The organism is Telluria sp. ZB4P36 (assembly GCF_059685865.1).
The window spans coordinates 1-26,085 of sequence record NZ_JCASIE010000025.1 but is presented as its reverse complement, the minus strand read 5'-3'; the positions used below and the strand labels follow the sequence as shown (position 1 = coordinate 26,085).

The 26,085-nt window shown below is 68.1% G+C and carries 23 protein-coding genes and 2 pseudogenes; 19 read left to right on the top strand and 6 right to left on the bottom strand.

Features of this window, described 5'->3' with window-relative positions:
- Positions 1 to 39: 39 nt before the first annotated feature.
- The 9 genes from wrbA to AC56LK_RS22655 all read left to right on the top strand — a co-directional run bounded on the left by wrbA (position 40) and on the right by AC56LK_RS22655 (position 11,181).
- Complete coding sequence (gene wrbA, locus AC56LK_RS22695) at positions 40 to 648, top strand: NAD(P)H:quinone oxidoreductase (protein WP_497186734.1); 609 nt, start codon at positions 40 to 42, stop codon at positions 646 to 648.
- Positions 645 to 1,046, top strand: a complete 402-nt coding sequence (locus AC56LK_RS22690) for a DUF2069 domain-containing protein (protein WP_436106167.1) — start codon at positions 645 to 647, stop codon at positions 1,044 to 1,046. Before wrbA ends, AC56LK_RS22690 begins: the two co-directional genes overlap by 4 nt.
- Positions 1,039 to 2,463, top strand: a complete 1,425-nt coding sequence (locus AC56LK_RS22685; RefSeq protein WP_497186733.1) for an FAD-binding oxidoreductase — start codon at positions 1,039 to 1,041, stop codon at positions 2,461 to 2,463. The genes AC56LK_RS22690 and AC56LK_RS22685 overlap by 8 nt, the downstream gene beginning before the upstream one ends.
- Before the next feature lie 14 nt (positions 2,464 to 2,477).
- On the top strand, positions 2,478 to 2,906 hold the full coding sequence (locus tag AC56LK_RS22680) for a DUF4124 domain-containing protein (RefSeq protein ID WP_497186732.1): 429 nt from the start codon (positions 2,478 to 2,480) through the stop codon (positions 2,904 to 2,906).
- Positions 2,894 to 5,455, top strand: coding sequence for an FtsX-like permease family protein (locus tag AC56LK_RS22675; RefSeq protein ID WP_497186731.1), 2,562 nt, complete (start codon positions 2,894 to 2,896; stop codon positions 5,453 to 5,455). Before AC56LK_RS22680 ends, AC56LK_RS22675 begins: the two co-directional genes overlap by 13 nt.
- A complete protein-coding gene (locus tag AC56LK_RS22670) occupies positions 5,456 to 6,535 on the top strand; it encodes a lipocalin-like domain-containing protein (protein ID WP_497186730.1) in 1,080 nt (359 codons plus the stop codon).
- 32 nt (positions 6,536 to 6,567) lie between these two features.
- Positions 6,568 to 8,403 (top strand): ABC transporter transmembrane domain-containing protein, encoded by a 1,836-nt coding sequence (locus AC56LK_RS22665; protein ID WP_497186729.1) that lies wholly within the window; start codon positions 6,568 to 6,570, stop codon positions 8,401 to 8,403.
- A 153-nt stretch (positions 8,404 to 8,556) separates the two neighbouring features.
- The gene (locus AC56LK_RS22660; protein ID WP_497186728.1) at positions 8,557 to 10,581 is read left to right on the top strand and encodes a methyl-accepting chemotaxis protein; all 2,025 of its coding nucleotides are present in this window, start codon (positions 8,557 to 8,559) and stop codon (positions 10,579 to 10,581) included.
- A 162-nt stretch (positions 10,582 to 10,743) separates the two neighbouring features.
- Positions 10,744 to 11,181, top strand: a complete 438-nt coding sequence (locus tag AC56LK_RS22655) for a hypothetical protein (RefSeq protein WP_497186727.1) — start codon at positions 10,744 to 10,746, stop codon at positions 11,179 to 11,181.
- A gap of 6 nt (positions 11,182 to 11,187) precedes the next feature.
- Here AC56LK_RS22655 and AC56LK_RS22650 read toward each other — a convergent pair whose 3' ends face one another.
- On the bottom strand, positions 11,188 to 11,727 hold the full coding sequence (locus AC56LK_RS22650; RefSeq protein ID WP_497186726.1) for a hypothetical protein: 540 nt from the start codon (positions 11,725 to 11,727) through the stop codon (positions 11,188 to 11,190).
- Positions 11,728 to 11,838: 111 nt separating this feature from the next.
- Between AC56LK_RS22650 and AC56LK_RS22645 the strand changes: the two genes are divergently transcribed.
- The 6 genes from AC56LK_RS22645 (at position 11,839) to AC56LK_RS22620 (ending at position 17,678) form a co-directional block, all read left to right on the top strand.
- A complete protein-coding gene (locus AC56LK_RS22645; protein ID WP_497186725.1) occupies positions 11,839 to 12,216 on the top strand; it encodes an SRPBCC family protein in 378 nt (125 codons plus the stop codon).
- 56 nt (positions 12,217 to 12,272) lie between these two features.
- On the top strand, positions 12,273 to 13,067 hold the full coding sequence (thyA, locus tag AC56LK_RS22640) for a thymidylate synthase (protein WP_497186724.1): 795 nt from the start codon (positions 12,273 to 12,275) through the stop codon (positions 13,065 to 13,067).
- An 82-nt stretch (positions 13,068 to 13,149) separates the two neighbouring features.
- Complete coding sequence (locus AC56LK_RS22635) at positions 13,150 to 13,659, top strand: dihydrofolate reductase (RefSeq protein WP_497186723.1); 510 nt, start codon at positions 13,150 to 13,152, stop codon at positions 13,657 to 13,659.
- A gap of 1 nt (position 13,660) precedes the next feature.
- A complete protein-coding gene (locus AC56LK_RS22630) occupies positions 13,661 to 14,299 on the top strand; it encodes a DUF4337 family protein (RefSeq protein ID WP_497186722.1) in 639 nt (212 codons plus the stop codon).
- Between the two features lie 187 nt (positions 14,300 to 14,486).
- Positions 14,487 to 16,745: an Orn/Lys/Arg family decarboxylase gene (locus AC56LK_RS22625; protein WP_497186721.1), complete on the top strand. Its 2,259-nt coding sequence runs from the start codon at positions 14,487 to 14,489 to the stop codon at positions 16,743 to 16,745.
- A gap of 66 nt (positions 16,746 to 16,811) precedes the next feature.
- The gene (locus AC56LK_RS22620; RefSeq protein WP_497186720.1) at positions 16,812 to 17,678 is read left to right on the top strand and encodes a sigma-70 family RNA polymerase sigma factor; all 867 of its coding nucleotides are present in this window, start codon (positions 16,812 to 16,814) and stop codon (positions 17,676 to 17,678) included.
- Here the strand turns inward: AC56LK_RS22620 and AC56LK_RS22615 are convergent.
- From AC56LK_RS22615 to AC56LK_RS22605, 3 genes are read right to left on the bottom strand one after another with little or no spacing between them, the layout of a single operon-like run.
- Complete coding sequence (locus AC56LK_RS22615) at positions 17,665 to 18,321, bottom strand: cation efflux transmembrane domain-containing protein (RefSeq protein ID WP_497186719.1); 657 nt, start codon at positions 18,319 to 18,321, stop codon at positions 17,665 to 17,667. The genes AC56LK_RS22620 and AC56LK_RS22615 overlap by 14 nt on opposite strands.
- Positions 18,322 to 18,376: 55 nt before the next feature.
- Positions 18,377 to 18,943: a dCTP deaminase gene (gene dcd, locus AC56LK_RS22610; RefSeq protein ID WP_497186718.1), complete on the bottom strand. Its 567-nt coding sequence runs from the start codon at positions 18,941 to 18,943 to the stop codon at positions 18,377 to 18,379.
- A gap of 37 nt (positions 18,944 to 18,980) precedes the next feature.
- Complete coding sequence (locus tag AC56LK_RS22605) at positions 18,981 to 19,814, bottom strand: alpha/beta fold hydrolase (protein WP_497186717.1); 834 nt, start codon at positions 19,812 to 19,814, stop codon at positions 18,981 to 18,983.
- 202 nt (positions 19,815 to 20,016) lie between these two features.
- Here AC56LK_RS22605 and AC56LK_RS22600 point away from each other — a divergent pair, with 202 nt between their 5' ends.
- The 4 genes and pseudogenes from AC56LK_RS22600 (at position 20,017) to AC56LK_RS22585 (ending at position 23,246) form a co-directional block, all read left to right on the top strand.
- A complete protein-coding gene (locus tag AC56LK_RS22600) occupies positions 20,017 to 22,215 on the top strand; it encodes a DUF4214 domain-containing protein (RefSeq protein ID WP_497186716.1) in 2,199 nt (732 codons plus the stop codon).
- 78 nt (positions 22,216 to 22,293) lie between these two features.
- Positions 22,294 to 22,371, top strand: a pseudogene (locus tag AC56LK_RS22595) (DNA-binding response regulator); the annotation flags it as partial.
- A 62-nt stretch (positions 22,372 to 22,433) separates the two neighbouring features.
- Entirely contained in the window at positions 22,434 to 22,583 is a 150-nt protein-coding gene (locus AC56LK_RS22590) for a hypothetical protein (protein WP_497186715.1), read from the top strand.
- 61 nt (positions 22,584 to 22,644) lie between these two features.
- Positions 22,645 to 23,246 (top strand): annotated as a pseudogene (locus AC56LK_RS22585) (sensor histidine kinase).
- Here AC56LK_RS22585 and AC56LK_RS22580 read toward each other — a convergent pair.
- Together AC56LK_RS22580 and AC56LK_RS22575 are read right to left on the bottom strand one after the other, a co-directional pair.
- Entirely contained in the window at positions 23,170 to 25,524 is a 2,355-nt protein-coding gene (locus AC56LK_RS22580; RefSeq protein ID WP_497186714.1) for a DNA internalization-related competence protein ComEC/Rec2, read from the bottom strand. The pseudogene AC56LK_RS22585 and the gene AC56LK_RS22580 overlap by 77 nt on opposite strands.
- 51 nt (positions 25,525 to 25,575) lie before the next feature.
- Positions 25,576 to 25,869 (bottom strand): PAAR domain-containing protein, encoded by a 294-nt coding sequence (locus AC56LK_RS22575; protein WP_497186713.1) that lies wholly within the window; start codon positions 25,867 to 25,869, stop codon positions 25,576 to 25,578.
- Positions 25,870 to 26,085: the final 216 nt, after the last annotated feature.

The window sequence follows — 26,085 nt, the reverse complement described above, 5'->3', positions numbered from 1 at the left end:
AGGCATGTCTTTTCGGCAAAGCGCCCTATAATACCAACGATGAAGCCGACCCTGACTCTTCTTGTGTTGTACTACTCGCGCCACGGCGCCACCCGCAAACTGGCCGAACTGGTCGCCCAGGGCATCGAGAGCGTGCCCGGGGCCGAAGCGCGCCTGCGCACCGTGCCCGCCGTCTCCACCGTGGCCGAGGCCACCGCGCCCGACATCCCCCTCGAGGGCGCACCCTACGTCGAACTGGACGACCTGCGCGACTGCGCCGGCCTGGCGCTCGGCTCGCCGACCCGCTTCGGCAACATGGCCTCGAGCGTGAAGTACTTCCTCGACGGTACCGCCGCCGACTGGGTCAACGGCACCCTGACCGGCAAGCCGGCGGTCGTGTTCACCTCCACCGGCAGCCTGCACGGCGGACAGGAATCGACCTTGTTGTCGATGATGATCCCCTTATTACACCACGGCATGCTGGTAATGGGCCTGCCCTACGCACATCCTGAACTCATGAATACCGCCAGCGGCGGCAGCCCCTACGGCGCCTCGCACTGGGCCGGCGCCGACGGCAAGCGCGTCCTGACCGAGGACGAGCGCGTGCTCGCCATCGCCTTGGGCAAACGTCTGGCCCTTGCTGCGGTCAAACTGCAAGGAATGGAATGATGGATACCGCAAAAGTCTTTCATGCCGGCGCGATCGCGAGCCTGATCTGGCTGATCGGCTGGCTCGTGGCCTGGGAAGTGTTCGTCGCGCCCCTGCACCCGGGCGGCTCGCTGCTCGCGCTCAAGGCCCTGCCCCTGCTGCTGCCGCTGCGCGGCGTGATCAAGCGCGACCTGTATACGCTGCAGTGGTCGTCGATGGTCATCCTCGTGTATTTCGCCGAAGGCGTGGTGCGCGCCTGGGCCGACACCACGCAAGCCTCGCGCGGCATGGCGATCGGCGAGATCGTGCTGGTGCTGGTGTACTACGCCTGCGCGCTGCTGTTCCTGCATCCGTACAAGAAGGAAGCCAAGCGCCTGGCCAAGGAACTGCTCGACAAGGTCAAAGTGCCGCATGACTGAGCCGCTGCCGGCCGGCGATTTCCTGTCCGGCCTCGAGGCCATCGTCGGGGCGCAGCACCTGCTCACCGACAGCGCGGAGATGGCGCCCTTTCTCGCCGACTGGCGTGGCCGCTTCAGCGGCCGCGCGCGTGCCGTCGTGCTGCCTGCCGACACCGGCGAAGTGGCGCGGGTGGTGGCCGCCTGCGCGGCGGCGCGCGTGCCCATCGTGCCCCAGGGCGGCCGTACCGGCCTGGTGCTCGGCAGCGTGCCGGACGCCAGCGGCGCCGCCATCGTCCTGTCGCTGCGGCGCCTGAACCGCATCCGCGAGGTCGACGCCGCCAACCGCGCCATGACGGTCGAGGCCGGCTGCATCCTGCACGACATCCAGCAGGCCGCGCTCGAGGCCGGCATGCTGTTTCCGCTCTCCCTGGCGGCCGAGGGCAGCTGCACCATCGGCGGCAACCTGTCGACCAATGCCGGCGGCACGGCGGTGCTACGTTACGGGAATACGCGCGAGCTCTGCCTCGGCCTGGAAGTCGTCACCGCCGCGGGCCAGGTGTGGGATGGCTTGCGCGGTCTGCGCAAGGACAACACCGGCTATGCGCTGCGCGAGCTCTTCATCGGCGCCGAAGGCACGCTCGGGGTGATCACCGCCGCCGTGCTGAAACTCTATCCGCAGCCGAAAGCCGCCTTGACGGCGCTGGTCGCGCTGGAATCGCCGCGCAGCGCCCTCGCGCTGCTGGGGCTGATGCAGGAGCGCTGCGGCGCCGCGCTGACCGGCTACGAGCTGATGTCCGATTTCTGCCTGCGCCTGGTGGCCACCCAGTTTCCGGCGCTGCCCAGGCCCTTTGCCGCGCATTACCCGCAGTACGCCCTGGTCGAACTGTCGAGCAACGAATCCGAAGACCATGCGGCCGACCTGGTCGAATCGGCCGTCGGTGCGGCGCTCGACAGCGGCATCGCGCTCGACGCCGTGCTGGCGACTTCCGGCAGCCAGGCGCTCGGCCTGTGGCAGCTGCGCGAGCACATCCCGCTGGCGCAGGCGGCGGCCGGCAAGAACATCAAGCACGACATCTCGCTGCCCGTCTCCAGCATTCCGGAATTCATCGAGTCCACCGACGCGCTGCTGCAAGCCGCCTACCCGGGCTGCCAGGTCGTATGTTTTGGGCACTTGGGCGACGGCAACCTGCACTACAACGTTGCGCCACCGCCAGGCATCAGGCACGAGGATTTCCTGGCCCACCAGGATGCCGTCAACCGCATCGTCCACGACAGCGTCGCCGCCTTCCGGGGCTCGATCTCGGCCGAACACGGCGTGGGCGCCCTCAAGCGCGACGAGTTGACCCGCTACAAGGCGCAGGTCGAGCTGGACATGATGCGTGCCGTCAAAGCCGCACTGGACCCGCTCGGCATTATGAATCCTGGCAAAATTCTATGACCGGGGACCTGAGCATGCACAAGCAAGTATCGATGGCGATCATCTGCCTGGCCTCAAGCGCTGCGGCTGCGGATACGATCTATAAATGCAAGGAAGGCGGCAGGATCAGCTACAACGACCGGCCCTGCGGCCATGCCGCGGTCGCTTTGCACGTGCAGGCCGCAGCGGCGCCTGCTCCCGAATCCCTGCAGCGGATCGCCCGCGAGCGCGCCATGCTGCAGCAAATCGAGGACGCACGCGCCGCGCGCGAGGAAAGGGCTGCCCGTGACAGCGCAAGGGCGCAGCGAGAGGCTGCCGCCCTCAAGCGTCGCTGCGACAAACTGCGCCTGCAGCGCAAGTGGGCGGAAGAAGACGTGACGCGCGCCGGGCGTGAACAGGCCGAGAGCGCGCGCCTCAAGGCACGGCGCCAGGCCGAGGCAATGGCGGTGGAATGCCCGGCCTGAGCACCCCTTCCGGCACACTCACGCGCTGGCTGCTGTTCGGCGAATGGCGCGCCCATCCCGTGCGGGCGCTGCTGGCCATCGCCGCCATCGCGGTCGGCGTCGCGATGGGCTTCGCCATCCACCTGATCAACGCCGCCGCCTTCAACGAATTCTCCGCCGCCGTCAAGAGCCTGTCCGGCCAGGCCGACATCCAGGTCGCCGGGCGCGAACCCCTGTTCGACGAAGCCGCGTACGCGCGCCTGGCCGCGCACCCGCAGGTTGCCATGGCGGCACCGGTGCTCGAACTCTCGGCCGGCCTCGCCGGCCAACAGGGAGCGCTGCGCATCGTCGGCATCGACGCCTTCCGTGCCGGCTATATTTCCCCCGATCTCACCGGCGCGCCGCAGGACGGCCGCATGCTGGATGTGCTGGCCGACGACGCGATCTTCCTGTCGCCCGCGGCCCAGAGCTGGCTCGGCAAGCGCACCGGCGAGCGCATCGCGCTGCGCGCGGGCACGGGCGAGGTCAGCCTGCGCGTGGCCGGCCCGGTCCAGCGTGCCCGCGCCGGCCAGCGCATCGCCGTCATGGACATCGGCGCCATGCAATGGCGCTTCGAGAAACTCGGCCGGCTCTCGCGGGTCGACCTCAAGCTGCGCGACGGGGTCGACCGCGCCGCCTTCGAACGCAGCCTGAGGGCCGAACTGGACGGCGCCTACCCGGGCCGCTTCGCGGTGCGCCAGCCGAACGACGGCGATCAGGAAGAACGCAACGCCAACCTGAGCCGCGCCTACCGCGTCAACCTGACCGTGCTGGCGCTGGTGGCCCTGTTCACGGGCGCCTTCCTGGTGTTCTCGACCCAGGCGCTGTCGGTGATGCGCCGGCGCAGCCAGTTCGCACTGCTGCGCGTGCTGGGGCTGGAGCGCGGCCAGCTGCTGCGCCAGGTGCTGCTGGAAGGCGCCAGCCTCGGCATCGCCGGCGCCCTGCTCGGCATCCTGGGCGGCTACGCACTGGCGGCGCTGGCCCTGCATTTCTTCGGCGGCGACCTGGGCGCGGGCTACTTCCCCGGCATCCGGCCGCAGGTCCAGTTCACGCCGGTCGCGGCGGGCGTGTTCTTCCTGCTCGGCCTGGGCGTGGCCCTGCTCGGCTGCCTGGCACCGGCCCTGGAGGCGGCGCGGGCGCGCCCGGCGGTGGCGATCAAGTCCGGCGCCGACGAGGCGGCCCTGTCGGGCCTGGCGCGGGTATGGCCGTCCCTGCTGTGCCTGGGGCTCGCGGCGCTGCTGGCCTTTGCGCCGCCGCTGTTCGAGCTGCCCCTGTTCGGCTACGTGTCGATCGCGCTGCTGTTGATCGGCGGCATCGGCCTGATGCCGCGCCTGGCGGCGCAAGCCTTCCGGCACATGGAAGCCCTGCTGCTGCGCAGCCGCCGCGCGCCGCCGGTCCTCACGCTGGCCCTGGCGCGCCTGGCGAATGCGCCCGGCCAGGCCTCGATCGCGCTCGGCGGCGTGCTCGCCAGCTTCAGCCTGATGGTCGCGATGGGCATCATGGTGGCCAGCTTCCGGGTCTCGGTGGACGACTGGATGGGCCACATCCTGCCGGCCGACCTGTACGTGCGCGCCGCCAGCGGCGGCAATACCGGTTTCCTCAGTCCGCAGCAGCAGGCCGCCCTGGCCGCCATGCCGGGCGTGGCCCAGGCCCACTTCCTGCGCACCCGGCCGGTGTCGCTGGCGCCGGAACGGCCCAACGTGGTGGTCATCGCGCGCGACATCGATGCGCGCGATCCCGGCCGCCTGCTGTTCCTGGTCGGCGACACTGCGCCGCTGCCGCCGGGCGCGCGTCCGGCCTGGGTGTCGGAAGCCCTGCTCGACCTGTACGGGGCGCGCGTCGGCCAGACATTGAACCTGCCGCTGGGCGGCGGCCAGGCCGCCTTCTTCGTTGCCGGCGTCTGGCGCGACTATGCCAACCAGGCCGGCTCGGTCGTGATCCGCCTGGCGGACTACCGCGCCCTGACCGGCGAGGCCGAGGTCAGCGACGCCGCCCTGTTCGCGGCGCGCGGCGGCAGCGTCGAAGGACTGGAAGCGGCGGTGCGCGCCCTGCCCTTCGGCAAAGCCCTGCAGACCATGTCGGCCGGCGAGATCCGCAGCATGAGCCTGAAAATCTTCGACCGCAGCTTCGCCGTCACCTACCTGCTGGAAGCGATCGCCATCGCGATCGGCCTGTCCGGCGTGGCTGCCAGCTTCTCGGCCCAGACCCTGGCGCGCTCCAAGGAGTTCGGCATGCTGCGCCACGTCGGCGTCACGCGCGGCCAGGTGCTGGGCATCCTCGCCTTCGAAGGCGGCTTCCTCACGCTGCTGGGCGTGGCCTGCGGATTCGCGCTGGGGCTGGTCATCAGCCTGATCCTGGTTTATGTTGTGAATCCCCAGTCCTTCCACTGGACGATGCAGCTGCACCTGCCGTGGACCTTGCTGGGAAGCGTTGCCGCCGTGCTGGTGGGAGCGTCCGTCGCGACCGCACTGGTGTCGGGACGCTATGCGCTGTCGGGCGGTCCGGTACGCGCGGTCAGGGAGGATTGGTAGATGCGCGCTGCGCTGTTCGGTTTTCTGATGGTGATCTGCCTGTGCTGCCAGTCGGCCTGGGCCGGGCCGCCGCAGTTCGCCCCGGTCACGCCCGGCACCGCGCTGTCCTTCCCGCGCGATTACGGCGCCCATCCCGAGTTCCGCACCGAGTGGTGGTACGTCACCGGCTGGGTCGAGACGCCCGACCGCAAGCCGCTCGGCTTCCAGGTCACCTTCTTCCGCAGCCGCACCGAGCACGATCCGAAGAACCCGAGCGCCTTCGCGCCGCGCCAGCTGGTGATCGGCCACGCCGCCCTGTCCGACCCGGCCCTGGGCCGCTTGGTGCACGACCAGCGCAGCGCGCGCGAAGGCTTCGGCCTGGCCTGGGCGCGCACCGGCAATACCGACCTGAAGCTCGACGACTGGCGCATGGTGCGGGAAAGCTCCGGCAGCTACCGCGTGAGCATCCGCGCCAGCGAACTGACGCTGGAGCTGCGCCTGCAGCCGACCCAGCCAGTGCTGGTGCAGGGCGAAGGCGGCTATTCGCGCAAGGGCGCCAGCCCCCAGCATGCCAGCCATTACTACAGCGAGCCGCAATTGAAGGTGAGCGGCAAGGTGGGCCGCGCCGGCAGCCTGCCGATCGAGATCACGGGCAGCGCCTGGCTCGACCACGAATGGTCGAGCGAAGCCCTGCAGCCCGAGGCCACCGGCTGGGACTGGATCGGCGTGAACCTCGACGACGGCGGCGCCCTGATGGCTTTCCAGATCCGCAGCAGGCAAGGTGGTAAACTATGGGCGCACGCCACCGTGCGCGATCGCGCGGGCCGAGTCACCCGCTATGCGCCGGACCAGGTCAGTTTCACGCCCAGCGCGCGCTGGAAGTCGCCGCGCACCGGCGCCGAGTACCCGGTGGCCGCGCTGGTCACGACGGGTCCGCTGCGCTGGCAGCTCGATCCCCTGCAGCCCGACCAGGAACTCGACTCGCGCCGCTCGACCGGCGCGGTCTACTGGGAAGGCGCGGTGACGGCCAGCCGCGACGGCAAGCGCCTGGGCCGCGGCTACCTGGAAATGACGGGCTACGTGCGCCCGATGAAGCTTTGAACGAACAAGAAACAAGAACCCGCACCGAGACGATGACCTCCCGCTCCACCGGCACCACCGATTCCGCAGAATCCACTCCTTCCCGCAAAAGCAGCCTGGCCGCTTTCAAAGGGCTCCTGCCCTTCCTGCGCCCCTACCGCCGCCAGTTCGTGTTGGCCGGCATCGCGCTGCTGTTCGCGGCCGGCGCCACGCTGGCGATTCCGGCCGCGTTCAAGCAGATGATCGACCACGGCTTCGGAGCCAGCGCAGGGGGCCGGAGCATCGCGCACGTAGATGCCACCTTCCTGGCCCTGTTCGGCGTGGCCGCGGTGCTGGCTGTCGCCACCGCCGCGCGCTTCTTCACCGTGTCCTGGCTGGGCGAGCGCGTGGTCGCCGACATCCGCGCCGCCGTCTACCGCCACGTGGTGCACCAGAGTCCCGAGTTCTTCGAGACCAGCCGCACCGGCGAGGTGCTGTCGCGCCTGACTACCGACACCACCCTGATCCAGACCGTGGTCGGCACCAGCATCTCGCTGGCACTGCGCAATACCCTGCTGTTCGCGGGCGGCCTGGTGATGCTGTTCGTGACCAGCCCGAAGCTCACTGCCATCATCCTTGGCCTGCTGGTGCTGGTGGTGCTGCCGATCGTGCTGTTCGGCCGCCGCGTGCGCCAGCTCTCGCGCGATTCGCAGGACCGCATCGCCGACGCGTCGGCGCTGGCCGGCGAGATCCTGAATGCCATGCCCACGGTGCAGTCCTTCACCCACGAAGAGCTCGAAGCCTTGCGCTTCCAGAAGTCGGTCGACGGCGCTTTCCAGACCGCGATCCGCCGCATCCGCGCGCGCGCGACGCTCACCATGCTGGCCATCGTGCTGGTATTCGGCGCCATCGTGTTCGTGCTCTGGCTCGGCGCCCACGCCGTCCTGGCCGGCAGCATGACCGGCGGCGACCTCGGCCAGTTCATCCTGTACGCCGCGATCGTGGCCGGCTCGGTCGGCGCCTTGTCGGAGGTGATGGGCGAAGCCCAGCGCGCCGCCGGCGCCACCGAGCGCCTGCTGGAACTGCTGGCCGCGCGCTCCGACATCCAGGACCCGGCGCACCCACGGGCCTTGCCCCCGCGCCTTGCCAACGGCGCCCGCGTCAGCCTCGACGACGTCAGCTTCAGCTACCCGTCGCGCCTCGACGCCGCGGCGCTGTCGCACCTGAAGCTCGACATCGCGGCCGGCGAAACGGTCGCCCTGGTCGGCCCTTCGGGCGCCGGCAAGACCACCTTGTTCCAGCTGCTGCTGCGCTTCTACGATCCGCAGGCGGGCGCCATCCGCCTGGACGGCATCGACATCCGCGACCTGTCCCTGCACACGCTGCGCGGGGCGATCGGCATCGTCCCGCAGGACACCGTCATCTTCTCGGGCAGCGCGATGGAGAACATCCGCTACGGCCGTCCCGAGGCCAGCGACGAGGAAGTGATCGCGGCCGCCAGGATGGCCGCCGCCCATGAATTCATCGAGCGCCTGCCGCAGGGCTACGGCTCTTTCCTGGGCGAGCGCGGCGTGCGCCTGTCCGGTGGCCAGCGCCAGCGCATCGCGATCGCGCGCGCCCTGCTCAAGAACCCGCCGCTGCTGCTGCTCGACGAAGCCACCAGCGCGCTCGACGCCGAGTCGGAACGCCTGGTGCAGCGCGCCCTCGAAGCGGCGATGGTCGGGCGCACCACCATCATCATCGCGCACCGCCTGGCGACGGTGCAGCGCGCCGACCGCATCATCGTGCTGGACGAAGGCCGGGTGGTGGAATCGGGTACCCATGCGGCGCTGGTCGCCCATGGCGGCGTGTATGCGAACCTGGCGGCGCTGCAGTTCCAGGCGCACGCGCCCATGCACCAGCCGGCGTGAGTGCAGAACTTGTTCGACTGACATAAAAATCGTTGAAATTCAAGCACTTGTGTTGTTCCCATACGCCGTTTTCTTGTCATTTTGAGAAAGCTTCGTTGCGATAGAGAAATGTCCAACTGTATGATGGCCATGTCTACCTTGCGGCCATCCTCCATGAACACCTCTAGCTACCACCCCGCCAACTGGAACGTCGGCACCCGCATCAGCGCGATCACCTTCGTACTGATGGGCAGCGTCATCGCCGCCCTGCTCGCGGCCATTACCTTCAGCACCTCGGCGATGCTGGAAGCGCGCGCCCGCCAGAGCGTCTCCAGCGAACTGCGCAGCGTCGCCAACACGGTGGAGCTGTTCAACAAGAGCGTCAGCAGCTCGGCGAAAAGCTTCGGCCACATCTTCAGGAACTCGGTCCCCGGGACCCTCGAGCTGGACCCTGCGACCACGGTGGACATCAACGGCACCGCCACGCCCACGCTCAAGCTCGACGGCAAGCCGCTGAACCTCGATTTCAGCGCCCCCGACGCCTTCACCGCGCACACCGCCGGCAATGCGACCATCTTCGCGGTCGACGGCGAGGACTTCGTGCGCGTGACCACCTCGGTCAAGAAGGAAAACGGCGAGCGCGCCATCGGCACCAAACTCGACCGCAACAGCCCGGCCTACGCCGTGCTGCGCGACGGCCGCACCTACATCGGCCTGGTGACCCTGTTCGGCAAGCAGTACATCACCCAGTACGAACCCGCGCGCGACGCCGCCGGCAAGGTGGTGGCGGTACTCTACGTGGGCGTCGACATCGCCGACGACATGAAGCTGCTGAAGGACCGCATCCGTGCCATCAAGGTCGGCGAGACCGGCTACTTCTATGTGCTGAGCGCCGCGCCCGGCAAGACCTACGGCGACCTGATCGTCCACCCGGCCAAGGAAGGCAGCAACCTGCTCGCCAGCCGCGCCGCCGACGGCCGCCTCTTCATCAAGGAAATGCTCGAGAAGAAGACCGGCGAGATTGTCTACGACTGGCAGAATCCGGGCGAAGCACAGGCGCGCGAGAAATTCGTGGCCTACACCCACATCAAGGACTGGAACTGGATCATCGCCGGCGGCACCTACCGCGACGAGATCACCGCGGCCGCCAGCCAGCTGCGCAACCGCTTCATCGGCTTCGCCCTGGCCGCCCTGGCGCTGCTGGCGGGGATCCTGTACCTGCTGGTGCGCAGCAGCGTGTCGCGCCCGCTCGCCGACGTCCGCGAGGTCGCCGCGCGCATCGCCGACGGCGACCTGTCGGCCCGCATCGCCAGCACCCGCCGCGACGAGATCGGCCTGCTCACCGGCGCCATCAATACCATCGGCGCCAAGCTGTCGGACGTGGTCGGGAAGGTGCGCGAAGGCGCCGAGCAGATCGCCCACGCGTCGCAGGAAATCTCGGCCGGCAACCTCGACCTGTGCCAGCGCACCGAAGAGCAGGCCACCAGCCTGGCCGGCACCGCGTCCTCGATGGACCAGCTGACCGCCACCGTGCGCCAGAACGCCGACAATGCGCGCCAGGCCAACCAGCTGGCGGAAAGCGCATCCAGCGTCGCCCAGAAGGGCGGCAACACGGTGGCCCAGGTGATCGAGCGCATGGATGCGATCAGCCAGTCCTCGCGCAAGATCTCGGACATCACCAGCGTCATCGACGGCATCGCGTTCCAGACCAACATCCTGGCGCTGAATGCCGCCGTCGAAGCGGCGCGTGCCGGCGAACAGGGCCGCGGCTTCGCCGTGGTCGCGAGCGAGGTGCGCAACCTGGCGCAGCGCTCGGCCGCCGCGGCCAAGGAAATCAAGACCCTGATCGACGCCTCCAACGGTGAAGTCGTGGCCGGCAGCAGGCTGGTGGCCGAAGCCGGCGTGACCATGGACGAGGTGCTGGCGAGCGTGGCGCGGGTCACCGACATCATGTCCGAGATCAGCGCCGCCAGCGTCGAGCAGACCGGCGGCATCGAGCACGTCAACCGTGCGGTCGGCGCGATGGACGAGGCGACCCAGCAGAACGCTGCCCTGGTCGAAGAGGCCAGCGCCGCCGCCCAGGCGATGCAGGACCAGGCCGCCGAGCTGGCCCGCGCGGTGCGCCTGTTCCGCCTCGCCGACGACGGTGCTGCCGGCGTCGCCGCCGAACCGCGCCGCCTGGCGCTCGGCACCCGCTGATCTTTTCCACGGCGCCCAGTTCGGTGTAGAGTGGCAGGCTTCTTCCGGAGCCCGCCTAGAACGACACCGAACTGCAGCGCCGCTGCGACACCATCTTCCCGGGCCACCGCGCCCGTCCGCCCACCGTCGCTGTACAAGGGCATCGGCGGCCTGGGAGGCGCGATGCTGGCCGGCAGCCGCGAATTCATCGAGCGCGCCGCGGAATGGTTCCCGCGCCAGGGCGGCAACCTGATCCATCGCTCGCCCTACGTGGTCGCCGCGGCGATGCAGTTCGAGGAACGCGTGGCCGCGATGCCGGCGTACCTGGAGCGCTCCCGTTTCCTGTACCGGGTGCTGGCGGCCCATCCGCTGATCCGCGTGAACCCCGCGGCACCGCAGGTGAACATGCTGCACCTGCATCTCCCGGTGACGCCGGATCGCGCGCTGGCGATCCGGCGCGAACTGGCCGAGCAGCACGGCATCTGGATGTTCAACCGCATCGCCAGCGCCGCCCTGCCCGGCACCAGTTCCTTCGAGCTTTACGTGGGGGACAATCTCCTGAATACGCCGGACGACAAGGTCCATGCGGCGCTGGCCCTGTTCGCGCGGGCCCTCGCTTAGCCGCCGTCAACCGGCGGCAAGGCCGCATACCAGTCGGCGTACGGCGTGTCCTTCACCATGCGGCGGTTGAAATCCGGCGCGGCGTTCGGCGTCAAGATCGCCTGCCCGTTTCGCCTGGCCCACCTGCCTGCGCGCGTCCATCAGCCGGTCGACGTAGCGGTCGATGAATGCCTTTACGCCGCCCGGATTGGCCGCCATCCAGGCCTCCAAGGCCGGCCGGTGGGACTGGCGGAACAGCAGGATCAGGATCGCCGGCTCCAGCTCGCCATCCTGGGCCAGGGCCTGCATGCGCAGCAGCGCCGGGCCGCCCTGCGACAGGTGCAGGATGAGGGCCGCGGCCGCCGACAGCGGGACCGATGCCTGCGGTTCGGCTTGCTCCGCTTCCTTGAACTTCTGCAGCGCTTCCTGGTACTTGCCCTGGCCCGCCAGCGCGCCCGCTTCGCCCACCAGGCGCCTGCAGGCTTCGGCGCAGGGGTTGGCGGCGCTTGCGGCCGGGATGGTCGACGCCAGCAGGAGGGACAGCGACAGGGTGCGGAGAAGCTTCATGGCGTGGCGAGGAGAAGACCGAAAAGGATAATGGCCCATCTTAGCGCGTGGCGCGCCCTCCCTTATTCACCGATTCCCACGCCCATCCGGCGTCCGAACTCTGCTGGAGTCATGCGCATCGGCCCTGATCGCGCTGTACCAGAACGCGACCGCCTTCGACTTCCGCTCGCTCGATCCGGGGACGCCCCGGCACGCGCCGGAGTGGCTGCGGCGCCGGCCGCTGCGCAGGTTCCCGCTGCTGGTCGCGGCTTCCGTTCCACCGCCGAGCGCGTGTTCGGCGCCTTCACCACCCCGGCCGCCTACGCCAAATGGCTGCCGCCGCACGGCTTCACCGGCACCGTCCGCGAGATGGACAGCCGGGTCGTCCACATCGTCCGGGAAGGCATCCCCGAGGTGATCCCGGCGGAGGCCTGCTACCTCGGCCGGCAGGAGTCGCTCGAACTGCTCGCGGAGCTGGTCGAGGCCGAAGTGACGGAGCAAGCGTATTGACGTACTGGCACGCGGTCTCGGGTACAATGACGGGCTGTCTCCCATAGGCATTCCGAATGCGCCAATACCTAGAATTCATGCGCCATGTGAAAGAGCATGGCGCCGTCAAGACCGACCGCACCGGCACCGGCACGCTGTCGGTGTTCGGCTACCAGATGCGTTTCGACCTGGCCGCCGGCTTTCCGCTGCTGACCACTAAGAAAGTCCACCTCAAGTCGATCATCCATGAGCTGATCTGGTTCCTGCAGGGCTCGACCAATATCGCCTACCTGAAGGAAAACGGCGTCAGCATCTGGGACGAGTGGGCCGACGAGAACGGCAACCTGGGCCCGATCTACGGCTACCAGTGGCGCAGCTGGCCGACCCCGGACGGCGGCCACATCGACCAGGTCGCCCAGGTGCTCGACCAGATCCGCAACACGCCGGATTCGCGCCGCATGATCGTCTCGGCCTGGAACGTGGCCGACGTGCCGAACATGAAGCTGCCGCCCTGCCACGCCTTCTTCCAGTTCTACGTGGCCGACGGCAAGCTGTCCTGCCAGCTCTACCAGCGCAGTGCCGACATCTTCCTGGGCGTGCCCTTCAATATCGCCTCGTATGCCATCCTGACCCACATGATGGCGCAGCAGGCCGGCCTGGAAGTGGGCGACTTCATCTGGACCGGCGGCGACTGCCACCTGTACAGCAACCACATGGAGCAGGTCGACCTGCAGCTGTCGCGCACGCCGAAGGAGCTGCCGCGCCTGGTCATCAAGCGCAAGCCGGATTCGCTGTTCGACTACCGCTTCGAGGATTTCGAGATCACGGGCTATGACCCGGACCCGGCCATCAAGGCCCCCGTCGCCGTCTGAGCCCGGGCGTACATATTCCTTGACTTTCTGCTTTCAAAGCGACAACATTTTGTACTTGCAATTACATCGGGACGGTAACAACATGGGCAGCCTCACCAATGCCGAGCCACGCCTCACCCTGGTCGTGGCGATCGACGCCCAGCGCGGCATCGGCATCGACAACCAGCTGCCCTGGCACCTGCCGGAAGACCTCGCCCACTTCAAGCGCGTCACCCTGGGCAAGCCCATCCTCATGGGACGCAAGACCTTCGACTCGATCGGCCGCCCGCTGCCCAAGCGCCGCAACATCGTCATCACCCGCAACCCGGACTGGTCGCACGAAGGCGTGGACACCGCCGCCTCCCTGCAGGCCGCCATCGACCTGCTGCACGGCGAGCCGGCCAGCATCATCGGCGGCGCCCAGATCTTCCAGGAAGCGATCGCGCTGGCCGATTGCATGATCGTCACCGAGATCGATCACGTGTTCCGCTGCGATACCTTCTTCCCGCCGATCGACCCTGCCCGGTGGCAGGAAACGGCGCGCGAAACCCATCATTCCCAGGCGAACGGCGTCGACTTCGCCTACGTTACCTATACCCGCAAGGAGCGCTGACATGACGGACCAGGCAATTCGCACCCCCGGCACCCGGGGCGGGGACGGCTTTGCCGGCAAGGTGGCGGTGCTGATCGCCATCCTGGCCACCCTCAGCACCATGTTCGGCTTCATCGGCAGCGCCTCGCACAATAACGCCGCCCTGTTCAAGAGCAATGCGGCGATCGACAAGACCAGCGCGGCCAATGCCTGGAGCCACTACCAGGCCAAGACCAACCGCCAGAACCTGGCCGAGGTCGCCGCGGCGCTGCCGGGCGTCGACCAGGCCCACTATCGCGAAGAGATGCGCCGCTACGGCGCCGAGAAGGAAGCGATCCGCAAGGAAGCCGAGCGTTTCGAGACCGCCTCGAACGAATGGAACATCCTGTCCGAGAAAGAGCTGCACCGCCACCGCCAGTGGGCCGCCGCCGCGGTCGCGCAGCAGATCGCGATCTCGCTGGCCGCCATCACCCTGCTGGCGCGCCGCACCTGGCTGCTCACCCTCACCAGCGCCGTCGCCGCCTTCGGCATCACGCTCGCCTTCTTCGCCGCCATCCAGGCCGATCCGATGCCCTTCTCGGCCGGTCCGCTGGCGGCCGCGGTCGGTGCCGCCGCCCTCACGGAAGCCTTCCGGCGCCTCGGGCGCAGGCTCGCCAGCTAGAGTGCGACAAACATCACGCGCACTGGTTACCCTTGCAATCAGGTTTCGTCGATAAAGTTGTAAAAAAAATGCACCGGCGCGCGTAATTTCTGCGAAAATCCGTTTCCTCTTTTTCCCCGGTGCCGTGGCCGGCGCACCAGCCGATCCGGGCTGAGCGCTTCCGCGGCGCTTCGCTTTGGAGCTGTCCATGAAATTTCGTTTCCCCATCGTCATCATTGACGAGGACTTCCGTTCCGAGAACACCTCCGGTCTCGGCATTCGCGCCCTCGCGGCCGCGATGGAGCAGGAAGGCATGGAGGTGCTTGGCCTGACCAGCTACGGCGACCTGTCCCAGTTCGCCCAGCAGCAGTCGCGCGCATCCGCCTTCGTTCTCTCCATCGACGACGAGGAATTCGGCGGCGGTTCGGCCGAGGAAACCGATTTCGCCCTGACCCGCCTGCGCGCCTTCGTGCAGGAGATCCGCCACAAGAACGCGAACATCCCGATCTACATCTATGGCGAGACCCGCACCAGCCGCCACATCCCGAACGACATCCTGAAGGAGCTGCACGGCTTCATCCACATGTTCGAGGACACCCCGGAATTCGTGGCGCGCCACATCATCCGCGAAGCCAAAGCCTACCTGGACAGCCTGGCGCCGCCCTTCTTCCGCGCGCTGGTCAACTACGCCTACGACGGCTCCTACTCGTGGCACTGCCCGGGCCACTCGGGCGGCGTGGCCTTCCTGAAGTCGCCGGTCGGCCAGATGTTCCACCAGTTCTTCGGCGAGAACATGCTGCGCGCCGACGTCTGCAACGCGGTCGAGGAACTCGGCCAGCTGCTCGACCACACCGGTCCGGTCGCCAAGTCCGAACGCAATGCCGCGCGCATCTACAATGCCGACCACTGCTACTTCGTCACCAACGGCACCTCGACCTCGAACAAGATGGTCTGGCACAGCACCGTGGCGCCGGGCGACATCGTGGTCGTCGACCGCAACTGCCACAAGTCGGTCCTGCACTCGATCATCATGTGCGGTGCGATCCCCGTGTTCCTGATGCCGACCCGGAACAACCTCGGCATCATCGGCCCGATCCCGCTGGAAGAATTCACCCCCGAGTCGATCGCCCGCAAGATCGAGGCCAACCCGTTCGCGCGCGATGCCGTGAACAAGAAGCCGCGCATCCTGACCATCACCCAGTCGACCTACGACGGCGTGGTGTACAACGTCGAGACCCTGCGCGAGATGCTGGACGGGAAGATCGACACCCTGCACTTCGATGAAGCCTGGCTGCCGCACGCCGCCTTCCACAGCTTCTACCGGAACATGCACGCGATCGGCGAGAACCGCCCGCGCGCCAAGCAGTCCATGATTTTCTCGACCCAGTCGACGCATAAATTGCTGGCCGGCCTGTCGCAGGCCTCGCAGGTGCTGGTGCGCGAATCCGAGACCGTCAAGCTGGACCAGGACGCCTTCAACGAGGCCTACCTGATGCACACCTCGACCTCGCCGCAGTACTCGATCATCGCTTCCTGCGACGTCGCCGCCGCGATGATGGAAGCGCCGGGCGGCACCGCCCTGGTGGAAGAATCGATCCTCGAAGCGCTCGACTTCCGCCGCGCGATGAAGAAGGTCGACGCCGAATTCGGCGACGACTGGTGGTTCAAGGTCTGGGGCCCGGACGTGCCCTCGGAAGAAGGCATCGGCGAGCAGAAGGACTGGATGATCCATGCTGAGGACGACTGGCACGGCTTCGGCAAGCTGGCGCCGGGCTTCAACATGCTCGACCCGATCAAGTCGACCATCGTGACCCCGGGCCTGTCGCTGGACGGCCAGTTCGGCGAGACCGGCATCCCGGCCTCGATCGTGACCAAGTACCTGGCCGAGCACGGCGTGATCATCGAGAAGTGCGGCCTGTACTCCTTCTTCATCATGTTCACGATCGGCATCACCAAGGGCCGCTGGAACACCCTGGTGACGGCGCTGCAGCAGTTCAAGGACGACTACGACCGCAACAAGCCGATGTGGCAGGTGATGCCGCAGTTCGCCTCGGCCAACCCGCGCTACGAGACCCGCGGCCTGCGCGACCTGTGCACCGAGATCCACCTGTTCTACAAGCAGTACGACGTGGCGCGCCTGACCACCGAGATGTATTTGTCGGACATGGTCCCGGCAATGAAGCCGTCGGACGCCTTCGCCAAGATGGCGCACCGCCAGATCGAGCGCGTCGCGATCGACGAACTCGAAGGCCGCATCACCGCGATCCTGCTGACGCCTTACCCGCCGGGCATCCCGCTGCTGATCCCGGGCGAGCGCTTCAACAAGACCATCGTCGACTACCTGCGCTTCGCGCGCGACTTCAACGAGCGCTTCCCGGGCTTCGAGACCGACGTGCACGGGCTGGTCAAGCGTGAAGTCGACGGCAAGCGCGGCTACTTCGTGGACTGCGTGATGCAGGACGCGTAAGCGGTACGCAAGCAAAATCGGGGCTCCGCCTGCGCGGGGTCCCGCCATTGCGCTAAGCTAGCGCGCATGGACCCCACCACCTTCTTCACCACCCGCCGCCCGCGCCTCACGCGCATCGCCTACCGCATGCTCGGCTCCGTCGCCGAAGCCGAGGACGTCGTCCAGGACGCCTGGCTGCGCTGGCATGCCGCCGACCGCGAAGCCGTGCTCGAACCCGAGGCATACCTGGTGCGCACCGTGACGCGCCTCTGCCTCGACGTGCTGAAATCAAGCCGCGTCAAGCGCGAGCAGTACATCGGCCCCTGGCTGCCCGAACCCTTCATCGATCCGGACGACGAGGCCGACGACATCACCCTGCCCCTGATGCTGGCCATGGAACGCCTGTCGCCGCTGGAGCGCGCCGCCTTCCTGCTGCACGACGTGTTCGACCTGGATTTCAAGGAAGTGGGTGCCGCCATCGGCCGCGAGAGCGCGGCGGCGCGCCAGCTGGCCAGCCGTGCCCGCACCCACGTGCAGGACGCGCGCCCGCGCTTCCCGGTTGCGCGCGAGGAGCAGGACCGCATCGCCGGCGCCTTCTTCGCCGCCACCCGCGGCGGCGACCTGGCCCAGCTCAAGCAGCTGCTGGCGGAGAATGTGGTGTTCTACGGCGACGGCGGCGGCAAGCGCAACTCGGCGCTCAATCCGATCTTCGGGCTGGACAAGGTGGCGCGCCTGCTGGCTGCGCTGGTGGAGAAAGCGGGATGGGACACCGCCGAGGTGCTGCGCGAGACCCGGATCGGCGGCCTGCCCGGTCAGCTCAGCCGCGAAAACGACGCCATGCTGCAGGCCATGGCGGTGGAGATCGATGGCGGCAAGATCACGGCGATCTACGTCACCCGCAACCCGGACAAGCTCGGCCACCTGGAGCGGCCGGGGACGCTCAGCGGCGCTTGAGTTCGAGCGGCGCGGCAGGCGCCCTCCGCGCCTCGCGCAATTCGCGGCGCGCGTGGGTGATGACGGAGTACGCGGCCGACAGCCCGAGCAGGCCCATCACCGTGGCCACCAGCAGGTCGGGCACGCCGCTTCCGGTCTGGAACACGCCGAGCGCCGCCAGCATCACTGCCACGTTGGAGATCGCATCGTTGCGCGTGCACAGCCATACCGAGCGCATGTTGGCGTCGCCATTGCGGTAGGCGTACAGGAGCGCGCCGACCAAGCAGTTGGCGGCCAGTGCCAGGAGGCCGATCACGCCCATGGTATGCGCCACCGGCACGGTGCCGGCCTGCAGGTGCCACAAGGCGGTGCCGAGCACGAAGATGCCGTAGGCGCCCATGGTCGCGCCTTTCAGCAGCGCGGTACGCGAGCGCCACACCGGCGCCAGCGCGAGCACGAACAGGGAAATGCCGTAGTTGGCGGCGTCGCCCAGGAAATCGACCGCGTCGGCCAGCAGCGCGACCGAGCCCGCGGCCCAGCCGCCGACGATCTCGACGCCGAACATCAGCGCGTTGACCCACAGCGCGATCCAGAGGATGCGCCGGTAGCGCGGATCGACGGGCGGCTTAGCTGGCGAGCAGCCGCCGCTGCAGCAGTCGGACATCGTGGTTCAGCCCATCAATATGATTCATATCTGACAGGCTAGCACGAAAATCGAATCAGGTTTTTGGCAGCGTGACGCCGTGCTGGCCCTGGTACTTGCCGCCGCGGTCCTTGTACGAGGTCTCGCACACTTCGTCGCTCTCGAAGAACAGCACCTGGGCGCAGCCCTCGCCGGCGTAGATCTTGGCCGGCAGCGGCGTGGTGTTCGAGAACTCCAGCGTCACGTAGCCTTCCCATTCGGGCTCGAAGGGGGTCACGTTGACGATGATGCCGCAGCGCGCATAGGTCGACTTGCCGAGGCAGACGGTCAGCACATTGCGCGGGATGCGGAAGTATTCGATTGTGCGGGCCAGCGCGAAGGAATTCGGCGGGATGATGCAGACGTCGCTCTTCACGTCGACGAAGGAATTCGAGTCGAAATTCTTCGGATCGACGATGGTGCTGTTGATGTTGGTGAACACCTTGAACTCGTCGGCGCAACGAATATCGTAGCCGTACGACGAGGTACCCCACGAAATGACCCTGCGGCCGTCCGATTCGCGCACCTGGCGCGGCTCGAAAGGTTCGATCATCCCGGTTTCTTGCGCCATGCGGCGGATCCATTTATCGCTCTTGATAGCCATTGTCGAAATTCCAAATAATCAATCCCGCGATTTTACGCTAAACCACGGACGCCGGCACCGTCCGCTGCCGGCCGCCGGCGGTGGCCAGCAGCCGTTCGATCATCTCGTGGGTCAGCTGCGCGGTCTCGGCAGGCTTCTCGAGCGGATACAAATGGCCGCCCTCGATCATCACCAGGTTCTTGCCGACCAGCCTGCGGGTGGCGTCCAGCCCGGCCTGGCGCAGTTCTTCCGACGTGGTGCCGGCGATGAAGCCGATCGGCAGCGGGTACGGCGCGCGCAGGATCGCGCCCATGTGGTGCGGCAGCGTATTGTAGATCTGCGTTTCCACGTCGCGGTCGAAGCGCAGCTGCACCCCGTCCGGATGCGGCCTGAGGCCGTGGTCGAGGTAATCGTCGAGCGCACCCGGGGCCCAGGCCTGGAACATCGGCTTCGAGATGAAATGCTGGTAGGCCGCGGCGCGGTCCGGCCAGACATTGCGCCGGCGTTCGGAAAACCGCGCCGGCGAAAAGCGCGAACCCATGCCGCGCTGCTTGACCAGGCGCCACAACAGGGCGCGCCAGCCCGCCACCACCGGCGAATCGAGCATGACGACGCAGCGCGCCAGGTCCGGCCGCTGTTTCGCCGCCATCATGCTCAGCATGCCGCCCAGCGAATGCCCGACCAGGATCGGCGGCTGCTCGTAGCCCTCCAGCTGGTGAATCAGTTCGTCCACCAGGCCATGCCAGCCGTCGCCCACCGGAAAACGCGGGTCGTGGCCGTACATATCATGGGCGCGCACCTCGTAGTGCTCGCCCAGGGCCTGGAACAGCCGGCTATAGGTGCCGGCCGGATAACTGTTCCCGTGGGAGAAGTGCAGCAAGGTTTTGCTCATGAGGGCCCGATGGCATGAATGACGACGGGCCATTGTAATGAAAGAGACCAGGATGCGGGCCGCGTTTAGAGGGGAGTGCCTACACCAGACCGCCCCGTATGCACCCCGCTTAATCTACGCCACATGCCCAGTTAAATATTTCCACATGGAAATCAGCATGATAGCATTTGCCCAATAGTGTTTTCATGAAGGAAAGATTGCAATGCAAGGTATCGAGATCACCGGCAGCGGGCGCGACGACGACCTGCGCGGCAGCCAGGGCGACGACCGGATCAACGGCGCAGGCGGCGTCGACGTCATCCTCGGCCTGGAAGGCGACGACAAGCTCCACAGCGGGCTGGTCCTGGACCCGGCGACCGGCACCGTGGTCCAGGATCAGGATGGCGACCTCCTGGACGGCGGCCCCGGCAACGACTACGTGCAGGGCAGCCTCGGCAGCGACCGGCTGATCGGCGGCACCGGCAACGACCGCCTGTATGGCGGCGGCGGCAAGGACAACCTGCAAGGCGGCGACGGCGACGACATCCTGCAAAGCGGCGAGGTCTACGATCCTGCCACCAAGGGTTTCGGCGCCGACACCGTCGGCGATTACCTGGACGGCGGCGACGGCAACGACCAGCTGTTCGGCGAGGACGGCAACGACCTGCTGGGTGGCGGCGCCGGCGACGACCTGCTCGCGGGCCAGCGAGGCAATGACCTGCTGATCGGGGGCGCCGGCCACGACAGGCTGTTCGGCGAGCAAGGCAACGATACGCTGGACGGCGGCAGCGGCGCCAACCAGCTGCTTGGCGGCGCGGGCGACGACATCTATTACGTGCGCAGCGCGATGGACCAGGTCTGGGACGAAAGCGGCAATGACAAGGGCATGATCTTCGCCGACTGGGTTTTGCCGGCTGGCAGCGTCGAGGACTGGAGCTGGGCACCCGGCGTGCAGAAGGTGCCGAACTGGATCGCGGCGCTCGCCGTGCTGGCGCCGGTGGGACGCATCACCGGGGCCACCCGCATCGTCGACTACCACTTCGCCGCCCAGCCCGCGGACTTCTTCAGCGACAAGGACAAGAAGGGCTTCGAGCCGTTCAACGACGCCCAGCGCGCCTTTACCCGCAAGGTATTCGACTACATCAGCACCGTGCTGAACGTGGAGTTTCGCGAAACGGACACGGTCGACAGCAAAGTGCTGGTCCTGGCCAACAACCAGCAGGACGGCTCCTCCGGTTATGCCAGCAGCCGCCTCCTGATGCTGAACAGCGGCCTGGCGCAGAACCTGGCGCCGACCACCGCCAACTACGGCGTCGAAGTCCTGCTGCACGAACTCGGCCACTCGCTCGGCCTCAAGCATCCATTCGCCTATGCCGACTCGTTCGGCAACGTCGGCGCGGGCCCCTACCTGAGCAGCACCGAGGACACCAGCCGGCATACCGTCATGACCTACAATAATGCCTTCGAGGAGCTGGACCTGTCCTACAGCGCGCTCGACCTGGCGGCCCTGCACTACATCCACGGACCCTCGGCACGGCTGGCGGCCGGCGACACCACCTGGACCCTGAGCGCGGCCACGGCGAACTTCATCGCCGACGGCGCCGGCAACGACACGGTCGACGGCAGCGCCTCCTCGGACAGCGGCGGCGGCATCACGGTCGACCTGCGCCCGGGCTACTGGGGCTTCCTGGGCGCCAAGGCCGGATCGATCGTCGAGGCGGGGCAAGTGACGGTCAATTTCGGCACCCTGATCGAGAACCTGCGCGGCGGCGCCGGCCACGACAGCCTGACCGGCAACGACATCGCCAACCGCATCGACGGCGGCGCCGGCCAGGACGTGCTGACGGGCGGCGCCGGCAGCGACCTGCTGGACGGCGGCCTGGGGCAGGACGTGGCGGTCTATGCCGGCACGCGCGCCGACTACAAGATCAGCGTCGGCAAGGACGGCGGCACCGTGCTCGACCTGCGCCGGCCGGCCGACATCGATACGCTGAACGGCATCGAACGCCTGAAGTTCGACGACGCGATGCTCAGCTTCGACCTCGACGGCGTCGCCGGCCAGGCCTACCGCCTGTACCAGGCCGCCTTCAACCGCACGCCGGACATGGCCGGCCTCGGGTACTGGATCAGCCGCATGGACGCCGGCACCAGCCTGAACGACGTGGCCTCGGCCTTTATCGCGTCCGGCGAATTCACCGCCATGTACGGCGCGAAGCCGGCCAACGGCGACTTCCTGACCAGGATTTACCAGAACATCCTGCACCGCGCGCCCGACCAGGCGGGTTTCGACTACTGGCTCAAGGCCATGGACCTGGGCACCAGCGCCACCGACATCCTGGGCCAGTTCAGCCAGAGCCACGAGAACGTGGCGGCGCTGGCAGGCGTGCTCCAGGACGGCATCGCCTACACGCCTTACGGCTGAGCACCCGGCACGTAAAACCAGGTAAATCCCGCCGCTGGGCGGCGGCCCCGTGGCGCGGCTTTTGCTATCCTGCTCGCCATGAACCATGTTTTGCTGATCGACGACGACGTCGAACTCGTCGGGATGTTTTCCGAATACCTCGAACAGGAGGGTTTCCGCACCACCCGCGTCCACAAGCCGCCACCCTGAAGCACGGCGGCCTGCCGGCGCTGCGCGGGATGCTGGGCGAGATGCAGCGCCTCCAGGTGTTCGTGCAGGACAGCCAGGGACGCGAGCTGCTGGCATCCGGCGAGCCGCAGCGCGGCATCCGCCGGCTGGCGGGCCCCACCGGCGAACGCAATCTGGCCTTCGTCATGCGCCCCCAGTAGGCTGGCGCACCAGCAGCCGGACAAGATCGCTTCCTCGCTCGATCGCATCGAGCGCGAGAGCATGCGGATGGATAAACTCGTCGGCGAACTGCTGACGCTGTCGCGGCTCGAAGCCTCGCCCGGCCTGGCCCGGCGCGAGCAGCTCGACCTGAGCGAATTAGCCCATGAGATCGCCGCCGATGCCCGCTTCGAGAGCGGCCCCGGCTGGCCCGACGTCACGGTGGACGCGCCCGGCCCGATCGTGGTGCAGGGCGATCCGGACCTGCTGTGGAGCGCGCTGGAAAACGTGGTACGCAATGCGATCCGCCACGGCGGCAGCGGCGGCATCGTCCAGATCGTCCTGCATGCCGATGCACGGCAGGCCCACGTGGACGTGTTCGACCGCGGACCCGGCATCGCCCCAAGCGACCTGGCCGAGGTGTTCCGGCCCTTCTTCCGCTCGCATCGGAACCAGGTCGACGGCATGGACTCGGGCTGGCGATCGCGCGCCACGTGCTGGTGGCGCACGGCGGCGGCATCAGGGCCGCGAACCGCGAAGGCGGCGGCCTGCAGGTCAGCCTCAGCCTTCCCCTTGCGGCCTTGCGCGCTAGCGGCCGTGCCAGTAGCGGCGGCGCTCCGTGCGGAACTCCGTCACTTCAAGCGCCTGGCCGAAGCGCAGGGTGACGGCGCCGGAAGCGTCGGTGCGCAGCCTGCGGATGCCCAGGCTGCCGTAGCGTTCGTAGACTTCGGCCTTGGGGTGGCGGTAGCGGTTGCGGTAGCCCACCTGGAAGATGCCGAGCGTCGGCTCCACCGCCGCCAGGAAGGCCGCGGTCGACGAGGTTCCGCTGCCATGGTGCGGCGCCAGCAGGACGTCCGCGCGCAGGCGGCCGGCCGCCTCTTCCAGCAGCTGCGCTTCCTGCGCAGCCTCGATGTCGGCGGCCAGCAGCATTGCCTGGCCCTGGCCCGCGACGCGCAGCACGCAGCTGCGGGCGTTGGCTTTCAAGCCGGCGTTCTCGTACGATTGCCGCGTGGGCCCCAGCATCTCGAAGCGCACGCCGTCCCAGGTCCAGGCTTGGCCGGCGCTGCAGCGGCTGTGGCGCGCGGCGGCGCGCACCACCGGATGGGCGCGGCCCAGCGAGGAGTGAACCTGCGCCACATCGACGCCCTCGAGCAGGGTGCGGGCCCCGCCGGCGTGGTCGACATCGCTGTGCGAGACCACCAGAGCATCCAGCGCGCCGATGCCGCGGCCGCGCAGGTAGGGCAGCAGGATGCGCCCCGCCGCGTCGGCGCCCGGCGCGTATTGCGGGCCGGTGTCGTAGAGCAGCCGGTGGCTCCCGGTCTCGACCAGCAGGGCCATGCCCTGCCCTACATCGAAGGCGGTGACCGTGAAGCTGCCGGCGGCCGGTGCGCTCGGCAGCTGGGTGAGCATCGGCGCCCAGGCGGCCAGCCCGGCCCACCGCTGCGGCCAGCCGCGCGGCGCCAGCATCCAAAGGGTACCGGCCAGCGCCAGCGCGAACACCCAGGGCTGCGGCGCCGGCGCGTTCATGATCGCGAGCGGGCTGGCGGCCAGCAGGCCCAAGCCCTTTGCCAGCAGTTCGATGGCCATGTGCGCCAGGCCGAGCACCCAGCCCGCCAGCGGCGCCGGCAGCAGCGCGCCGAGCAGGGCCAGCGGCGTCACCAGCAGGCTGATGACCGGGATCGCGACGGCGTTGGCGAAGGGGCTGGCCAGCGAGACCTGGGAAAACAGCAGCATCGTCAACGGCACCAGGCCGATGGTGACGGCGTACTGGGTGCGGGCAGCCATGCCGAGCGTCTGGCGCCATCCGCGCTCGTCCCGCACCCGCCCCAGGCCGGCGTACAGGATGATGGCGACCGCCCCGAACGAAAGCCAGAAGCCGGCCCCCAGCACGGCCCAGGGATCGATCAGCACGACTACCGCCAGCGCCAGGCACAGGACGTGCGACAGCGCGACGACCCGCCCGAGCCAGAGCGCCGCCGCCACTGCGGCCAGCATGTAGAAGGTGCGCTGGGCCGGCACGCCGAAACCGGCCAGCAGCACGTACAGCAGCGCCACCAGCGCCCCCATCAGCGCCGCGGCCTTTTGCGCCGGCAGGCACAGGGGCAAGGCGGCGCCCTCGATGAAGAAGGAACGGCGCCACAGTGCGGACATGGCCCATGCGGCCATCCCTGCCACCATCGTGATGTGCAGGCCCGAGATCGAGACCAGGTGGCTGATGCCGGTGCGGTTGAAGATATCCCAGTCGGACTGCGGGATGCCGCGCTGGTCGCCGATGACCAGGGCGACGACCACGCCGGCATAGCGCTTGCCCGCGAGCTGCTGGAGGATGTGGCGGCGCAGCGCGGCGCGGGCGCGTTCGACCACATGCTTGGGGCGCGGCACAAAGGCGGAGAGACGGAGGTTGCGTGGGCCGGACGGACGGACGTAGCCGGTGGCGCGCACGCCCTGCTCCAGCAGCCAGGCCTCATAGTCGAAACCGTAGGGATTCGCGTTGCCGTGCGGGCGCTGCAGGCGGACCACCAGTTGCCAGCGCTCGCCGGGTTGCACCGCGTCGCTGCTGTCCTTGCTGGCCACTGGGCCGTACCATGAGACGGCAATCTTCCGCGGCACGGTGGCGCCCGGCGTCAACACCCGTTCGACGCGGACATTGAAGCGCGAGCCGCCGTCGAACTCGTGCGGCAGGCTGTCGACGGTGCCGATGATGGCGACATCCTTGCCCTCCTGTTCGCGCGGCAGCGAATCGGCCAGCGCCAGGTGGGCGAACAAGGCCGCCCATGAGGCGCCGAGCGCGGCGGCAGCGAGCAGGATCGCCAGCTGTTTTCGCGTTGCGCAGAGAGCTAGCGCCACGCCAACGGCGCAGGCCAGTACGCCCGGGTCCGGCAATACGGCGCGTGTCTGCAGCCAGCAGGTCCCGGCCAAGAATGCGAGGATGGCGCAGCGCATGGGGCGGGATGCGGGCCTTGTCGGGCGACAGGGAACCAGACGGAAGGACGTTCAGGGGATGACCTGGCAGTCGTTGAACTGGTCGGCGATCAGCTTGGGCGCCGGCGCGCAGCCGCAGATGCAAAGGTCGTCGCTCAGGGCGCACTCCTTGCCTTCCGACTGGTCGCGCAGGCGCGGCATGACACACTGGATGATGCCCTCTTCGCCGCATGCCGGGCAATCGACCGGATCGCCTTCGCAGGCGACTGGCAGGCCGTCCAAGGTGGTGAAGGTGCTGGTGGCCCTGACGATTCCGTCCGCGGTGGTCGTTGCGCCGGCGCGGATGTAGTAGCGATTGTGGGTCACTGATGCTCTCCTTGTGGGGGAAAGCTGGAATGTAGCTGAGGTGGCGGGATCGGCGTTGCGGTATCGCAGCATCGCCTCAGCACGTGGCAGAGACAGGCGTGAACCGCCCCGAGTTTTGTGGAGGCTCCATTCTTTGAGAAAATGGAGCTATGAAGAAGCAACCCAAGTATTCCCCCGAAGTCATCGAGCGCGCTGTGCGCATGGTCAGCGAAGCGA

Coding starts and splice junctions, on each gene's coding strand:
- wrbA (WP_497186734.1), top strand. CDS start 40: ATGAAGCCGACCCTGACTCTTCTTGTGTTGTACTACTCGCGCCACGGC.
- AC56LK_RS22690 (WP_436106167.1), top strand. CDS start 645: ATGATGGATACCGCAAAAGTCTTTCATGCCGGCGCGATCGCGAGCCTG.
- AC56LK_RS22685 (WP_497186733.1), top strand. CDS start 1,039: ATGACTGAGCCGCTGCCGGCCGGCGATTTCCTGTCCGGCCTCGAGGCC.
- AC56LK_RS22680 (WP_497186732.1), top strand. CDS start 2,478: ATGCACAAGCAAGTATCGATGGCGATCATCTGCCTGGCCTCAAGCGCT.
- AC56LK_RS22675 (WP_497186731.1), top strand. CDS start 2,894: ATGCCCGGCCTGAGCACCCCTTCCGGCACACTCACGCGCTGGCTGCTG.
- AC56LK_RS22670 (WP_497186730.1), top strand. CDS start 5,456: ATGCGCGCTGCGCTGTTCGGTTTTCTGATGGTGATCTGCCTGTGCTGC.
- AC56LK_RS22665 (WP_497186729.1), top strand. CDS start 6,568: ATGACCTCCCGCTCCACCGGCACCACCGATTCCGCAGAATCCACTCCT.
- AC56LK_RS22660 (WP_497186728.1), top strand. CDS start 8,557: ATGAACACCTCTAGCTACCACCCCGCCAACTGGAACGTCGGCACCCGC.
- AC56LK_RS22655 (WP_497186727.1), top strand. CDS start 10,744: ATGCTGGCCGGCAGCCGCGAATTCATCGAGCGCGCCGCGGAATGGTTC.
- AC56LK_RS22650 (WP_497186726.1), bottom strand. CDS start 11,727: ATGAAGCTTCTCCGCACCCTGTCGCTGTCCCTCCTGCTGGCGTCGACC.
- AC56LK_RS22645 (WP_497186725.1), top strand. CDS start 11,839: ATGCGCATCGGCCCTGATCGCGCTGTACCAGAACGCGACCGCCTTCGA.
- thyA (WP_497186724.1), top strand. CDS start 12,273: ATGCGCCAATACCTAGAATTCATGCGCCATGTGAAAGAGCATGGCGCC.
- AC56LK_RS22635 (WP_497186723.1), top strand. CDS start 13,150: ATGGGCAGCCTCACCAATGCCGAGCCACGCCTCACCCTGGTCGTGGCG.
- AC56LK_RS22630 (WP_497186722.1), top strand. CDS start 13,661: ATGACGGACCAGGCAATTCGCACCCCCGGCACCCGGGGCGGGGACGGC.
- AC56LK_RS22625 (WP_497186721.1), top strand. CDS start 14,487: ATGAAATTTCGTTTCCCCATCGTCATCATTGACGAGGACTTCCGTTCC.
- AC56LK_RS22620 (WP_497186720.1), top strand. CDS start 16,812: ATGGACCCCACCACCTTCTTCACCACCCGCCGCCCGCGCCTCACGCGC.
- AC56LK_RS22615 (WP_497186719.1), bottom strand. CDS start 18,321: ATGTCCGACTGCTGCAGCGGCGGCTGCTCGCCAGCTAAGCCGCCCGTC.
- dcd (WP_497186718.1), bottom strand. CDS start 18,943: ATGGCTATCAAGAGCGATAAATGGATCCGCCGCATGGCGCAAGAAACC.
- AC56LK_RS22605 (WP_497186717.1), bottom strand. CDS start 19,814: ATGAGCAAAACCTTGCTGCACTTCTCCCACGGGAACAGTTATCCGGCC.
- AC56LK_RS22600 (WP_497186716.1), top strand. CDS start 20,017: ATGCAAGGTATCGAGATCACCGGCAGCGGGCGCGACGACGACCTGCGC.
- AC56LK_RS22590 (WP_497186715.1), top strand. CDS start 22,434: ATGCTGGGCGAGATGCAGCGCCTCCAGGTGTTCGTGCAGGACAGCCAG.
- AC56LK_RS22580 (WP_497186714.1), bottom strand. CDS start 25,524: ATGCGCTGCGCCATCCTCGCATTCTTGGCCGGGACCTGCTGGCTGCAG.